Annotated in this window: 13 protein-coding genes and 1 pseudogene; 4 read left to right on the top strand and 10 right to left on the bottom strand. The window is 56.3% G+C overall.

Annotated features, from left to right (window positions below; all coding sequences use genetic code 11):
• Positions 1 to 55 precede the first annotated feature (55 nt).
• The 3 genes from DFO56_RS05030 to DFO56_RS05020 are packed head-to-tail and all read right to left on the bottom strand — an operon-like array spanning position 56 to position 2,255.
• On the bottom strand, positions 56 to 676 hold the full coding sequence (locus DFO56_RS05030; protein WP_045508321.1) for a glutathione S-transferase family protein: 621 nt from the start codon (positions 674 to 676) through the stop codon (positions 56 to 58).
• Between the two features lie 33 nt (positions 677 to 709).
• The gene (locus tag DFO56_RS05025) at positions 710 to 1,237 is read right to left on the bottom strand and encodes an AAA family ATPase (RefSeq protein WP_016496026.1); all 528 of its coding nucleotides are present in this window, start codon (positions 1,235 to 1,237) and stop codon (positions 710 to 712) included.
• Between the two features lie 4 nt (positions 1,238 to 1,241).
• Complete coding sequence (locus DFO56_RS05020) at positions 1,242 to 2,255, bottom strand: LacI family DNA-binding transcriptional regulator (protein ID WP_045508319.1); 1,014 nt, start codon at positions 2,253 to 2,255, stop codon at positions 1,242 to 1,244.
• 322 nt (positions 2,256 to 2,577) lie between these two features.
• Here DFO56_RS05020 and DFO56_RS05015 point away from each other — a divergent pair, with 322 nt between their 5' ends.
• Positions 2,578 to 3,774, top strand: a complete 1,197-nt coding sequence (locus DFO56_RS05015; RefSeq protein WP_045508317.1) for an L-talarate/galactarate dehydratase — start codon at positions 2,578 to 2,580, stop codon at positions 3,772 to 3,774.
• A gap of 79 nt (positions 3,775 to 3,853) precedes the next feature.
• The gene (locus DFO56_RS05010; RefSeq protein ID WP_045508315.1) at positions 3,854 to 5,164 is read left to right on the top strand and encodes an MFS transporter; all 1,311 of its coding nucleotides are present in this window, start codon (positions 3,854 to 3,856) and stop codon (positions 5,162 to 5,164) included.
• Between the two features lie 65 nt (positions 5,165 to 5,229).
• Here the strand turns inward: DFO56_RS05010 and DFO56_RS05005 are convergent, their stop codons facing one another.
• The 7 genes and pseudogenes from DFO56_RS05005 to DFO56_RS04970 all read right to left on the bottom strand — a co-directional run bounded on the left by DFO56_RS05005 (position 5,230) and on the right by DFO56_RS04970 (position 12,806).
• Positions 5,230 to 6,123 carry a transporter substrate-binding domain-containing protein gene (locus DFO56_RS05005; protein ID WP_016496022.1) on the bottom strand — a complete coding sequence of 298 codons (894 nt, stop codon included), beginning with the start codon at positions 6,121 to 6,123 and terminating at the stop codon, positions 5,230 to 5,232.
• 9 nt (positions 6,124 to 6,132) lie between these two features.
• Entirely contained in the window at positions 6,133 to 6,906 is a 774-nt protein-coding gene (locus DFO56_RS05000) for an amino acid ABC transporter ATP-binding protein (RefSeq protein WP_016496021.1), read from the bottom strand.
• Positions 6,890 to 7,813, bottom strand: a complete 924-nt coding sequence (locus tag DFO56_RS04995) for an amino acid ABC transporter permease (RefSeq protein WP_045508312.1) — start codon at positions 7,811 to 7,813, stop codon at positions 6,890 to 6,892. Before DFO56_RS04995 ends, DFO56_RS05000 begins: the two co-directional genes overlap by 17 nt.
• A 9-nt stretch (positions 7,814 to 7,822) precedes the next feature.
• Entirely contained in the window at positions 7,823 to 8,332 is a 510-nt protein-coding gene (locus tag DFO56_RS04990; protein ID WP_045508309.1) for a GNAT family N-acetyltransferase, read from the bottom strand.
• A gap of 10 nt (positions 8,333 to 8,342) precedes the next feature.
• Positions 8,343 to 10,606, bottom strand: a pseudogene (locus DFO56_RS24890) (NtaA/DmoA family FMN-dependent monooxygenase).
• A gap of 65 nt (positions 10,607 to 10,671) precedes the next feature.
• A complete protein-coding gene (locus tag DFO56_RS04975; protein ID WP_045508300.1) occupies positions 10,672 to 11,793 on the bottom strand; it encodes an amidohydrolase in 1,122 nt (373 codons plus the stop codon).
• Positions 11,790 to 12,806: an MsnO8 family LLM class oxidoreductase gene (locus DFO56_RS04970; RefSeq protein WP_045508297.1), complete on the bottom strand. Its 1,017-nt coding sequence runs from the start codon at positions 12,804 to 12,806 to the stop codon at positions 11,790 to 11,792. Before DFO56_RS04970 ends, DFO56_RS04975 begins: the two co-directional genes overlap by 4 nt.
• 153 nt (positions 12,807 to 12,959) lie before the next feature.
• Between DFO56_RS04970 and DFO56_RS04965 the strand changes: the two genes are divergently transcribed.
• On the top strand, positions 12,960 to 13,274 hold the full coding sequence (locus DFO56_RS04965; RefSeq protein WP_045508294.1) for a hypothetical protein: 315 nt from the start codon (positions 12,960 to 12,962) through the stop codon (positions 13,272 to 13,274).
• Entirely contained in the window at positions 13,271 to 14,743 is a 1,473-nt protein-coding gene (gene ansP, locus DFO56_RS04960) for an L-asparagine permease (protein WP_016496014.1), read from the top strand. The genes DFO56_RS04965 and ansP overlap by 4 nt, the downstream gene beginning before the upstream one ends.
• The last annotated feature ends 39 nt before the right edge of the window (positions 14,744 to 14,782 follow it).

Here is a 14,782-nt window from a genome sequence, read left to right as displayed (position 1 = left end):
ACCGCTTCAACTTATGCGAGATACTAAGAATATTAAAATAATCCGAAATAAGCGGTTAACGGATAATTTCATTATTACGCAGCACAGTCTGTAATTGCGGTAACTGACATACCGCATCCGCGATGGCGGTAATATTTGGCGTGTGCCCGGCGAACCACGCATGACGCGGCCCCCATGTGCGCATGACGCAAAGATAAATATCCAGCAGCGTCAGTTGTTGGCCAAAAGCGTACGGTGCTGCCTGCAATTGTGTGTCGAGCCACAGATAGAGCGATTTACGGTACTTCTGGCAATTTTCTACTAATTGCTCCGGCGCATCCGCTGCCCAGCGTTCCGGGTAATCGGCGTAGGTAAAAGTGGGATAGACATTCGCGACGAGCCATACCAGCAGCCGCCAGAACTGCTGGCGTTGCGCGGTGCCTGCGGCGGGCGCGAAATCCGGACGCTGGTCGAGGATCATCAGCGCCACGGCGGCGGATTCCGTCATCACGCTGCCATCGTCCAGTTGCAACGTTGGTACCTGGCACAACGGGTTTAATTTGCGCAGGGTATCTTGCTGTGGGCCAGGTTTGTCGAAGCCATCAACATTGACGAAGCGATAAGGGATCTCGGCCAGCGTCAGCATCACTTCGCTGATGGCCGATCCCCAGCCGGGAACACCATAAACCGTAATCATAAGGGCTCCTTATGTTCAGGATGAGCCTTAAGCTTAGGTCAGACTGGCGAGAAATTCGTCAACTTGTTGCGGCGTGGTAAGGCGGACAAAGCGCAGATGCTGATAGCGCGGATCGGCCATATCCTGCGCATAACGTTCGCGGTTTTTGCGCCAGGTCTTTAACGACCAGAGGATGATCGACTCGCGGCTCAAAAAAACACGACGCAGGCTTTCGCGATTACCGGTTCCCGGCCATAACTCCTGTTGACTTCTGGCGCGAGCAATAGCGCGCAGCGTCACCTGGCGCAACGTGCGCCAGAATCCGTAATCGACCCATACCACCAGATCAACGTGCCGCCATTTAATATCGCGGCTGCGGTTATAGTTGCCATCAAGCACCCAGCCGGGTTGTTCAAGCAATTTTTCCAGGCGCGCATACAACTCTTCATCCGGCGTCCCCTGCCAGTTGGGGCGCCAGTAAAGCAGATCCATTTCGATATAAGGCACATTGAGCTGGCTGGCCAGACGTTTTGCCAGCGTCGATTTTCCGCTGCCGCTGGTGCCAATAACGTTAATTCTCATGAGATCACGCTGATTCCCGTTCAATAAAATGAAAACCGATATCCACGATCTCCTCCCCGGAACGTGTTCCTTCGATGCGTTCCATCAGCAGGGTTGCCGCGCGCTGGCCGATGATTTTCCTGTCGACGCTTACCGTGGTGATGGCAGGGTTATTCCCGGCGGCGAAATCGAGATCGCCAAAACCAATGAACGCCAGATCCTGCGGTACGCGCATGCCACGCGCCTGCGCCTCGACAATAGCCCCCTGCGCCAGCGTGTCGGAGCTGCAAACAATGACATCGGACTCACCCAGCGCCAGCAACTGCGATAACCCTTCGCGCCCTGAGGTAAATCGTGCCGGCAGCGCCACATCCACACTGAGCGGATCGGTAATGCCATGCCGCGCCAGCGCTTCACACAGCCCGGCTTTACGCTGTGAGGCGCGTTTATCCACCGTCCACAGCAACCCCGGACGGCGATACCCTTTGCGCAACAGATACTCTGCGGTAGCCTGCCCCACTTTTTCATGCGAAAAACCGACCAGCATATCGAGCGGTGTGGGCGTTAAATCCCAGATTTCCACTACCGGCACACTGGCGTTGAGGATCACCTTTTTCAAATCGGTTGAGTGGTGAATACCGGTCAGCACAATGCCATCCGGGCGGCGCGACAACAGCGCAGCGACCAGCTCCGCTTCGGTTTGCTGGGTATAACCGGCGACACACAGCAGCATATGGTAGCCGCGCATCGCCAGTTCATCGCTGATGGCCTGAATCGTATCGACAAACATATTGTTGTTGATCTGCGGGACGACCACGGCAATCAATTTACTGCGCCGCGATGCCAGGCCACCGGCCAGCGCGTTCGGGATATAACCCGTTGCTTTAACGGCGGCGAGCACTTTTTCCACCGTTTTCGGGCGTACCAGTTGCGGCGTGTTAAGCGCCCGACTTACGGTCATTGAGGAAAGCCCCGCAGCACGAGCAACATCTTCCAGCGTGGGCGCGCGCGGTAGTACAGGACGGGCGGTTTTCGACATGTTCACTCACAGAGAACCAGACGGTTATTGGCGATGATTAGTTTCAGTGTTTGTATTATACCCCTTTCTTCTTTCATTGCCTGTCTGCCCTCATAAATCAGTGAGTTAACTCGCATACCATCCTGTAAATGTTATCGCTATCATTTTGTTGCGTGAGACGATCTCACTAACGGGGAAATGTGATTAAGGTAGCAATAACACCCCTTTTTAGCGCCGGGTTTGTGATCGATTGTACAAAATCCCCTCCTTTTTCTGGTGAATATTTTCCTGTCGATCTACAAATGTTAGCGCAAACATTATTGTTGTTCACAGGAGCAAAACCATGACCGTAAGTGCTAATTCCGATGCCGTAACCTACGCCCGCGCGTCCAGTGTCAAAACCGCTGCTGAAACCGGCGACCGCATCGAGTGGGTAAAACTCTCCCTCGCCTTTTTACCGCTGGCGACACCGGTCAGTGATGCGAAGGTGCTGACCGGGCGGCAAAAACCACTGACAGAAGTGGCGATTATTATTGCCGAAATCCGCAGCCGCGACGGTTTCGAAGGCGTCGGTTTTAGTTACTCCAAACGCGCCGGCGGCCAGGGGATTTACGCCCATGCCAGAGAGATTGCCGATAACCTGCTCGGTGAAGATCCCAACGATATCGACAAGATTTACACCAGGCTGCTGTGGGCGGGTGCCTCCGTGGGGCGCAGCGGCATGGCGGTGCAGGCCATCTCCCCTATCGATATTGCGCTGTGGGATATGAAAGCCAAACGCGCCGGTTTACCGCTGGCGAAGCTGCTCGGCGCGCACCGCGACTCGGTGCAGTGCTACAACACCTCGGGCGGTTTTCTGCATACCCCGCTGGAGCAGGTGCTGAAAAACGTCATTATTTCGCGTGAAAATGGCATCGGCGGCATCAAAATTAAAGTCGGCCAGCCGGACACCAAAGAGGACATTCGTCGTCTCACCGCCGTGCGCGAAGCGCTGGGCGATGACTTCCCGCTGATGGTGGATGCCAACCAGCAATGGGATCGCGAAACGGCGATTCGTATGGGACGCCAGATGGAAAAATTTAACCTTATCTGGATTGAAGAGCCGCTCGATGCCTACGACGTTGAAGGCCACGCCCAGCTTGCTGCGGCGCTGGATACTCCGATCGCCACCGGCGAGATGCTCACCAGTTTCCGTGAACATGAACAACTGATCCTCGGCAACGCCAGTGATTTTGTGCAGCCGGACGCACCGCGCGTTGGCGGGATCTCGCCGTTCCTGAAAATCATGGATCTGGCGGCCAGACACAACCGCAAGCTGGCACCGCATTTTGCCATGGAAGTGCATTTGCACCTGTCTGCCGCCTACCCGCTGGAGCCGTGGCTGGAGCACTTCGAATGGCTCAATCCGCTATTTAACGAACAGCTTGAACTGCGCGATGGCCGGATGTATGTCTCCGACCGCCACGGTCTGGGCTTCACGCTGAGCGAACAGGCACGCGCCTGGACTCAGCAAAGCTGCGAATTCGGCAAACGCCCATAATCATCGATTGCGGACGGGAGGCCCCTTCCGTCTTTTTTGTACCCTACACCCGACATTCAACCCTGTTAAAGGAGTTGTGATGAATACAATAATTAAACGCACCAATGTGCGTTACGGCATTCTGTTATTTTTATTTCTTGCTACGGTATTTAATTATGCCGACCGCGCGACGCTTTCGGTTGTCGCGCCAATAATGAGTAAAGAGTTAGGTTTTGATCCCGAAGCGTTAGGTCTCGCATTTTCCGTATTTGGTATCGCCTATGTGGTAATGCAAATTCCCGGCGGCTGGCTGCTGGACAAATATGGTTCACGGTTAGTTTATGGTGCGGCGTTGATTGGCTGGTCAATCGTCACGATGTTTCAGGGTACGATTTATCTCTATGCCAGCCCGCTTATTGTGCTGGTTGTGCTGCGCCTGATGATGGGGGCCATTGAAGCGCCCGCCTTCCCGGCCAACAGCCGTCTTAGCGTGCAGTGGTTTCCTGATAAAGAGCGTGGTTTCGTCACGGCGGTTTACCAGGCTGCGCAATATATTTCATTAGGTATTATCACTCCGCTGATGACGATTATTTTGCACACCCTGAGCTGGCATTATGTTTTCTATTATATTGGCGCGACTGGCGTAGTGCTGGGGATATTCTGGTTAATTAAAGTGCGTGACCCGTTATCCCATAAGGAGATTAACCAGCAGGAGATTGATTATATTCGTGATGGCGGCGGTGAGCCGGAATTAGGCAGTAAAAAAGGACCGGCGAAAATCAATTTCGCGCAACTAAAAAGTGTCTGCGTGAATCGCATGATGATCGGCGTTTATATTGGTCAGTTCTGCGTGACGTCAATTACCTGGTTTTTTCTCACCTGGTTTCCCACCTACCTTTATCAGGCCAAAGGGATGTCGATTTTAAAAGTGGGCTTTGTCGCCAGCATTCCGGCTATTGCCGGGTTTATCGGCGGCCTGCTGGGCGGCGTGGTATCCGACTGGCTGCTGACGCGCGGTTACAGCCTGACTACTGCGCGTAAATTCCCCGTTATCTGCGGCATGCTGCTCTCCTGCGTGATTGTGCTCGCCAATTACACTGATTCAGAAGTGGTGGTGATTGCCGCCATGAGCGTTGCATTCTTCGCCAAAGGGTTTGGCAACCTTGGCTGGTGCGTGCTCAGCGATACGTCGCCAAAAGAGGTGCTGGGAATAGCCGGTGGCGTATTCAATATGTGCGGCAATCTGGCGAGCATTGTTACACCGCTGGTGATTGGTGTGATCCTCACCAATACCCATTCCTTTGATTACGCGATCCTCTATGTCGGCTCAATGGGGCTGATTGGTCTCTTCTCGTACCTGTTTATTGTCGGTTCGCTGGAGCGAATTACGCTTACGCCGACCACAGCCTGAAACTGGCGACCCGATGCGCCACGCTGTTCCGCAAGTTGTACTCCCGGCGGAACAGCGTTTTTTGTTTAATCGTAGGTGATCCCCGGCGGGTTGACCTGCGAATGTTCGACCGCTTCCCCCTGCTCTCCCCAGCGCGCCAGCACCTGTTGATATTCACCGCGCGCGATTGCGCCATCCAGCGCCGCCTGCAAGGCATACACCAGACCGTTCCCTTTTTTCGTGGTGGTCGCCACCCACGCTTTTTTCGGCCCCAGGCCGACAACTTTTGTGTTGCCGTTAAGCGCCGCTTTGTAGGCTGCGACGGACTGCGGGCCAAACACCACATCCGCGCGACCGGACTGAATATACAAATTCCCCGAGGCGTCATCAGTCAGATAAATTGGCTGCGCTAACGGGCGACCGGCGGCCTGGTTCTCTTCATTCCAGCGCAGCAAAATACGCTCCTGATTGGTGCCGGAACCAACAATCACTTTACGCCCGGCGAGATCGCCTGCGGAGCGGATGGCCTGAATTGCGCTGGAGGATTTCACCGAAAACGCCAGTGAATCCGCGCGGTAGGTGGCGAAGTCAAACTTCTGTTTGCGCGCTTCGGTAACCGCGATATTCACCAGCGCGACATCATAACGCCCGGAAGTAATGCCCAGCGGCCAGTCTTCCCATGCGGTTGGCACCAGCCTGAGCTTTAAACCGAGGCTTTGCGCCAGTAAACGGGCGATATCCGGATCGCTGCCGATGCGTGTGCGATTATCGCTGGCGACCAGCGCCAGTGGCGGTGAGTTAAGCGCCGAGATCGCCACGGTTAACGTTCCCGGTTCGACAAAGCGATAATTCGCCGGGATTTTCGCAATCGCCGCGGCGTTGCGCTGCACGGTAACCGGCTGTTCATTAGCCTTTAAATCCAGTTGTCCGGCGGCGAAACTGCCCGTGCTGACCAGCAGCAGCGCCAGTAATCGTTTCATGGTGGCTCCTTATAAGACCTTCGATAAAAACTGGCGTGTACGCGGATGCTGCGGGTGATTCAGCACCTCGTCGCTGCTTCCCTGTTCAACAATTTTGCCCTCGACCATAAACACCACCTGATCGGCGACTTCGCGGGCAAAGCCAATTTCATGCGTCACCACCACCAGCGTGGAACCGGCGCGCGCCAGCTTTTTGATCACATCCAGCACCTCACCCACCAGTTCCGGATCCAGCGCCGATGTCGGCTCATCGAATAACATCACCCGCGGGCGCAGCGAAAGCGCGCGGGCAATGGCGATGCGCTGCTGCTGTCCGCCGGAAAGATGGCGTGACCAGGCATCGGCTTTATTACGCAATCCCACCACATCCAGCAGATCGTATGCCTGTTCGATGGCCTCTTTGCGGCTCAGCTTTTTGTGCGCAATCGGCGCTTCAATCAGGTTTTCCAGCACCGTCAGGTGCGGGAATAAATTGAAATTCTGAAACACATACCCGACGTTAACGCGCTGGCGCAAAATCTCCTTCTCTTTCAGCTCATACAGTTTGTCGCCGTGCAGGCGATAACCGATGTATTCGCCATCAATGCGTATAAACCCTTCATCCACGCGCTCAAGGTGATTAATGGTACGCAGCAGCGTCGATTTCCCGGAGCCGGATGGCCCCAGGATCACCGTGACCGAACCGGGCGGGATCTCCAGCGACACCTCATCCAGCGCTTTATGGCGACCAAAATATTTGCTGACGCCGGTAATCGAAATATGACCATTAAGAGAGGTTGGCATGAACAGCCTCCCGCGGTTGCGCCACGCGGGCGGTGGAATATGCACGAATCCGCGAGGGTGAAATGGCTGAACGCCGTTCGCTGCGCGCCAGCCAGCGTTCAACCAGATACTGAATGGCCGACAGCACGCTGGTGATCACCAGATACCACACTGCGCCAACCATCAGCAGCGGGATAACCTCCTGCGTGCGGTTGTAAATCATCTGAATGGTGTAAAACAGCTCCGGCATCGCCAGCACATAAACCATCGCTGTGCCTTTGGCGAGGCTGATGATCTCGTTAAAACCGGAGGGTAAAATCGTGCGCAGCGCCTGCGGCAGAATAATGCGCAGCGTGCGCCGCCAGGCGGGTAACCCCAGCGCGGCCGCCGCTTCGTACTGCCCGTGATCAACCCCAAGAAAGCCGCCGCGAATAATCTCGGCGGTATAGGCACTTTGCACCAGCGTCAACCCGACAACCGCCGTGGAAAACTGCCCAAGGACATTGATGGTTTGATAGCTCGCCCACTCAATGCCGGTAAACGGAATGCCGAGCGATAAGGTGTCGTACAGATAGGAGAAGTTATAAAGAATGATCAGCACCACAATCAGCGGCAGCGAGCGAAACAGCCAGATATAACTCCACGCAAGGCTACTCAGCAGCCACGATGACGAAAGCCTGGCTAGCGCCAGTAAACCGCCGAAAATCACGCTCAACGCCGTGCCGAGCAAGGTCAGCAACAGCGTCTGCCCTAACCCTTCGAGGATCACCGGGTCGAAAAACCAACGGGCAAACACTTTCCATTCCCAGCGCGGGTTAAAAGCCACGGACTGAACAATCGCCGCCAGCACAAACAGGGCGACAAGTGCGCCGACCGTACGCAGTGGGTAGCGCGCGGGCACCACCTTGATGGTTTCTGTATTCTTCATGGTCGCTCCTCAGGCGGTTTTGCTTAAACGCTCAACCGACAACGCTTTGCTAAAGCGCAGCCGACCGTCGAACGGCGGCTGGCTGTACTCTTCCGGATCGCGATGGATATCAAACTGCGGCTGATAGCCCTGGCTGAGATACAGCCGCACCGCTTCCGGCTGGCGAAAACCGGTGGTCAGGTAGATGTGGCTGTAACCGGCCAGTACCGCGCGCCGCTCCAGCTCCTGCACGATTCTGGCCGCCAGCCCTTGCTTACGCAGTGCATGTTTCGTCCAGATACGTTTGATCTCCGCCATATGGGCATCAAACGGTTTGTAGGCACCGGTCGCGATAATTTCTCCCTCACGCTCCAGCACAATAAACAGCCCCTGCGGCGCCAAATACCACTCGGTGAGTTCCACTTCGGCGCTGCGGGAAAAATAGTCGCCATAGCGTGCAGCGTATTCGCCAAACAGCCCGTCTAAAATCGGCTGCAATTCCGGTGCGTCTGGCGAGACATCGCGGAAACGTTCACTCATGACTGCCTCCTTAATCGCCAAGCCCCGCCGGATTCACCTCCGACGCCGGAATACGCTCGACGCCCTCGCCCCAGCGATTGAGCACCTTGTCGTAGTCGCCGGTTTTGATCGCGCCATTGAGCGCCGTTTGCACCGGTTCAACCAGCCCGCTGCCTTTACGCAGGGTGACCGCGATATGCGCCGCTTTCGGCCAGCCGCCGTCCACGCTGCCAACCAGTTTGGTTTTACCGGTCAGCGCCGCTTTCCATGCGCCGATGACGTTCGGGCCAAAATAAGCGTCGGCGCGACCAGATTGCAGCGCCAGCGTTTGGGCGGCGTCATCTTTGGTGTAGACCGGCGTAAAGGGTTTCAGCCCCTTTTTCACGTTTTCCGCGTTCCACGCCAGCAGGATCGCCTCCTGGTTCGTGCCGGAGCCGACAATAATGCGCAGTCCGGCAATGTCTTCCGCTTTCGCAATCGATGTCAGCGGACTGGTGGATTTGACGTAAAAACCGAGGGAATCCTTGCGGTAAGTGGCGAAGTCGAACTTCGCTTTGCGCTCCTTGGTGACGGTAATATTGCTGATCGCTGCATCATATTTGCCGGAGGTGACGCCGAGCGGCCAGTCCTCCCACGATGTCGGCACCACGTTCAGCTCCAGGCCTAAGCTGCTGGCCACCAGGCGGGCAATGTCCACTTCGCTGCCGAGCAGGGTTTTATTGTCATCCGCAAAGACCGTCAGCGGCGGCGAGTTGAGCGCTGCCACGGCGACGGTCAGTTTTCCCGGCACGACAAAGTGGTAATCCTTCGGCAACTGCGCAATGGCTTGCGCGTTTTTCGCGGTGGTGATCGGCGTTTTGTTGGCTTCCAGGCTCACGCCCGTCCCGTTGATATTGACATCTTCGGCCCAGGCCAGTGGTGTCAGGGCCAGCGTTGCCGCCAGCAATAGTGATGTTTTCTGCATAGCGTTTTCTTCTTTTATTGTTGTGAGGACGGATGAACAGGCAGCGGTAAACCTAAACTCTCGCGCAGCGTCGTGCCGGGGTATTCCGTGCGGAACAGGCCGCGAGCCTGCAGCAGCGGCACCACTTTTTCGACAAAGCGCGGGAACGTATCCGGCGTACCGCCCTGGATGATAAAGCCGTCGGCGGCGTAGCTTTCGAACCACTGTTGCAGGCCATCGGCCACTTGCTGCGCCGTGCCGGAAAAGCGTGGGCGCGGCGAGGCGCTCTCCAGCGCCACCTGGCGCAGCGTTAACTGACGCTCGCGCGCATTACGCTTGATCTCATCGGTGGTGCTGCGAAAACTGTTTTGCCCCAAATCGCCGATATCCGGGAACGGCTCGTCGAGCGGGTACTGGCTGAAGTCATGGTGTTCGAAATAGCGCCCGAGGTAGTTCAGCGCATCCGTAATGGAGACCAGCGCGGCGGTGGTCTGGTACTGCTGTTCAGCATCTTCTTCGCTGTCGCCGACAATCACGCTGACGCCCTGGAAAATATGCAGGTCATCATGGCGGCGGCCATATTTTTCCAGCTGATTTTTCACATCGCGATAAAACGTTTTAGCTTCATCAAGCGTCTCCTGATGCGTAAAAATGGCGTCGGCGTGACGGGCGGCCAGTTGTTTTCCATCGTCTGAAGCACCGGCCTGGAAAATAATCGGTCGCCCCTGCGGTGTGCGGCCAATATTAAGCGGCCCGGCAACCTGGAAAAAATCACCGTGGTGATTCAGCGGGTGTAATTTAGTGGCGTCAAAGAATTGTCCGGTCGCTTTATTGCGCACAAACGCGTCCTCTTCCCAGGAGTTCCATAACCCTTTCACCACATCGAGATATTCATCGGCAATGCGGTAACGTAAGGCGTGATCCGGGTGCTGCGCGCGGGAGAAGTTTTTCGCCGAACCTTCCAGCGGCGAAGTCACGACGTTCCAGCCCGCACGGCCATTGCTCAGATGATCAAGGCTTGCGAACTGGCGCGCGACGGTAAATGGCTCGCTGTAGGAGGTGGAAAGTGTGCCCACCAGACCGAGGTGCGAGGTCACGCTGGCGAGCGCGGATAATACTGTAATAGGTTCAAAACGATTTAAAAAATGCGGGATCGATTTTTCGTTGATATATAAGCCGTCGGCGACAAAGAGAAAGTCCAGTTTCCCCTGTTCGGCAATACGCGCGGTTTCCTGCACGAAGCCAAAATTAATGCTGGCATCGGCGAGCGCCGCCGGATGTCGCCACGCGGACATATTTCCCGACGCGCCATGTAATATGGTGCCAAGCCGCAGTTGTCGTGCTGTAGACATAAACGATCCTCATATTCAGGCAACAGGTGGCCCGGAGCGTGCGCCCCAGGCAGACAAATTTCACATCAGGATTGCAGCAGTGCTTTTTCTGCCAGCAGCGCGAAATAACGCGCCGCCTCTTCGATTAACGCTTCATCGGGGTTAAACGCCGGGTGGTGCAGGCCGTAATCGCTGTCGCTGCCGATGCTGACAAACGCGCCGGGAATATGCTGCAAATAGACGGCGAAATCCTCGCCCCCCATGTGCAGATCCGCCTCCTGCGTCTGGTAACCGTGCCAGTCGGCGACATCGCGGGCGAACGTGGCCCAGCGATCGTGATTGACCAGCGCGGCAGGTCCTGCAAACCAGCGCACCGTGATATTGGCGTCAAACGCCTGCGCCAGACCGGCGGCAATATCGTCGACGCGGCGTTTCACCGTGTCGCGCACCGCCGTCTGGTGAGTACGCAGTGTGCCTTCCAGCTCGACATGTTCCGGCAGCACATTCCACGTATTGCCCCCCTGAATGCGGGTGACGCTCAACACCACCGACTCCAGCGTATTGACGTTACGGCTGGCAATGCTTTGCAGCGCGACCACCAGTTGGCTGGCGAGCAAAATGGCGTCGTTACCTTCGTGCGGGCGTGCGGCGTGCGCGCCTTTGCCGGTGACGGTCAGCGAAAAACGATCCACATTGGCGTAAAACGCGCCGCCGCGCGTGGCAAACGATCCGACCGGTAAGCCGGGTTCGTTATGCATGCCAAAGATGGCGCTAACGTTGTCCAGTGCGCCGGCGTCGATCAGCCGTTTCGCGCCGCCAAAATTCTCTTCTGCAGGCTGGAACAGAATGCGTACTCTGCCCGGCAGTTGCGGCTCTTTCTGTTTCAGCAGCAGCGCCGCGCCGAGCATGACGCTGGAGTGAATATCATGCCCGCAGGCGTGCATCACGCCAGGGTTGCGCGAGGCAAACGGCACGTCGACCGCTTCTTCTATCGGTAAAGCATCGATATCGGCGCGCAGGGCGATCACTTTTTCACCGCTGCCCACTTCCGCAACCACGCCTGTCGGCAGGCTTAACGGCAGCAATCTCAGCCCGGCGCTCTCCAGCCAGTGGCGAATGCGCCGGGTGGTTTCAAACTCCTGCAACGACAACTCCGGGTGCTGGTGTAACTCGCGTCGCCAGTCGATCAGTTGTTCCGCAAAGCTCATCCCGCCACCTCCTGCGTTGCTTTGGTGTTGGCGTGGGCCTGCGCCAGCCGCAATACAGAGGTCAGCCGCGCGCTGCCTTCGCTGATCGGCGTATCGATAATAAATTCATCAATAGCGAACTGCTGGTGCAGGTGATCCAGCCCCGCCAGAACCTGCTGTGGCGTGCCGGCGATCAATGACGGTTCGCGTTTTGCGATGCGCACTGCCGGGCTGCCTGCCTGGCGGGCAAACGCCTGACCTTGCGCCTCGCTGGCGACGCTCACCCGCTGGCCGTTTGCCAGCTCAACGCCCCAGACTTCAACCTGTTGCGCCAGCGCATTCGCCTGGGCTTCGGTTTCCGCGACGATCACCTGCACGGCAACCAGCGTGTCGCGCTGGCTCTGCTGCTGCCACTGCGTGACAACGTCACGCAAAAGGGCTTTGTCCCCGTTGAGATGGGCGGCAAAAACGAAATTCCAGTCCAGCTTTGCCGCAAGCGCCGCGCTTTCGAGGCTTGCGCCGAGCAGAAAACTGTCTGCACGCTGCGGGGGTAACGGCGTTGCCAGCACGGTTTCTTCGGCGTGGTCATTTTTTGCCAGGGATAACCAGTTATCCAGCTGCGCCAGTTGATCGGCAAAACTGCCCTTTTCGGCGCTGTTTATTCCTTGCTGCAGTGCGCGGGTGGAGAGCGGCAAGCCGCCGGGGGCTTTGCCAACGCCAAGATCAACGCGGCCCGGCGCAAGGGTTGCCAGCAGGTTGAAGTTTTCTGCGACTTTGAACGGGCTGTAATGTTGCAGCATCACCCCGCCGGAACCGACGCGAATTCGCCGCGTTTGACCCAGTATCCAGGCGATAACCAGCTCCGGCGACGGGCTGGCCAACTGGGTGGTGTTGTGATGTTCGGCAATCCAGAAGCGGTGATAGCCCCAGTTTTCCGCCTGCTGCGCCAGTTGCAGCGTGCGGGCCAGGGCGTCCTGTGCGGTTTCGTGCTCCGCGATGGGGCTTTTATCCAGCAAACTCAGGCGATAAGACATGCAATAGACTCGCGTTAGAGAAGATAACCCCATTAATAGGGCGACGCGCGCATGCTGTGAAACAATTAATTTACATTAAATAAGCAAAAAATTTGCAAAGACGTTGTTCCCCTGCGCTGCACTTACTTTCTGTGCGAAAGACAATCCGGCAATATGTTTGCAAATTTGTTACATATTCGTATTACTGATGGTGGTTTTTTCTGTTGCATTTTTCAGCAAGTTGAATCATTTGCACTGCTTGTCCCTGCCAACCTCACAATTTCCGCTAATAGTCGGCTGCGATGGCACTGGTATGTTTTGCGTCGTATATCGATTGCGGTTACGATGCTGCGCCATGTTTGGTCTTATCCATACGAAGAAACACTGGAAAGACAGAACATTTTCCCGCGCCAGGCAATCGATTGGTTTTCTGCCTGCCGGGTTGAGGAATTCCGCAAGGTTCAGACAGGTAAACAGGTAACGCAATGAAAACAGACAACAACGTCACGGATCATCACGCCGCGAAACGACGCTGGCTCAATTCTCACGAAGAGGGCTACAACCGCGCGATGGGTAACCGCCAGGTGCAAATGATTGCTATCGGCGGCGCAATCGGTACGGGTTTATTTCTGGGCGCAGGTGCCCGACTGCAGATGGCGGGGCCGTCGCTGGCTATCGTTTATCTGGTGTGTGGTATTTTCTCCTTCTTCATTCTGCGCGCGCTGGGCGAACTGGTATTACACCGCCCTTCCAGCGGCAGCTTCGTCTCTTATGCGCGTGAGTTCCTTGGCGAAAAAGCCGCGTATGTCGCCGGCTGGATGTATTTCATCAACTGGGCGATGACCGGTATCGTGGATATCACCGCCGTTGCGCTTTATATGCATTACTGGGGCGCGTTTGGTGATGTGCCGCAATGGGTATTCGCCCTTGGCGCGCTGGCGATTGTCGGCACCATGAACATGATCGGCGTGAAGTGGTTCGCAGAGATGGAGTTCTGGTTTGCGCTGGTCAAAGTGCTGGCGATTGTGGTGTTCCTGGTCGTCGGGACGATTTTCCTCGGCAGCGGTAAACCGCTCGATGGCGGCGCGACCGGCTTCCATTTGATCACCGATAACGGCGGTTTCTTCCCGCACGGTCTGTTACCGGCACTGGTGCTGGTGCAGGGCGTGGTGTTCGCATTCGCCTCTATTGAACTGGTTGGTACGGCGGCGGGCGAATGTAAAGATCCGCAGACCATGGTGCCGAAAGCCATTAACAGCGTTATCTGGCGTATCGGTCTGTTCTATGTCGGCTCCGTGGTGCTGCTGGTTCTGTTGTTGCCGTGGAATGCTTACCAGGCGGGGCAAAGCCCGTTTGTCACCTTCTTCTCCAAACTGGGCGTGCCGTATATCGGCGACATTATGAATATGGTGGTGCTGACTGCCGCGCTCTCCAGCCTCAACTCCGGGCTTTACAGCACAGGGCGTATTCTGCGCTCGATGTCGATGGGCGGTTCCGCACCGAAATTTATGTCGAAAATGAGCCGCCACCACGTACCTTACGCGGGCATTCTGGCGACCATTTGCGTCTATATTGTTGGCGTGTTCCTGAACTACCTGGTGCCATCGCAGGTGTTTGAAATCGTGCTTAACGTTGCCTCGCTGGGGATTATTGCTTCCTGGGGCTTTATCGTGGTGTGCCAGATGCGTCTGCGCAAAGCTATCCACGAAGGCAAAGCGGCGGATGTCAGCTTTAAAATGCCTGGCGCTCCGGTGACCTCATGGCTGACGCTGCTGTTCCTGCTTAGCGTGCTGGTGCTGATGGCGTTCGATTATCCGAACGGCACGTACACCATCGGTTCTATTCCGCTGATCGCGGTGTTGTTGGTTGCGGGCTGGTTTGGCGTGCGTAAGCGCGTTAATGAGATCCATAGCACCGCGCCGGTTCACCCGGATTCTGCACAGAAGACACGTTCGTAACACGTCATAAAAGCAAAAAGCCGCAGCGGAAACGTTGCG

The sequence above is a fragment of the Kosakonia sp. AG348 genome (genome assembly GCF_003337365.1).
In the GTDB taxonomy this organism is placed as follows: domain Bacteria; phylum Pseudomonadota; class Gammaproteobacteria; order Enterobacterales; family Enterobacteriaceae; genus Kosakonia.
The sequence above is the reverse complement of the archived record's forward strand: the minus strand, read 5'-3'. Positions and strand labels throughout refer to the sequence as shown.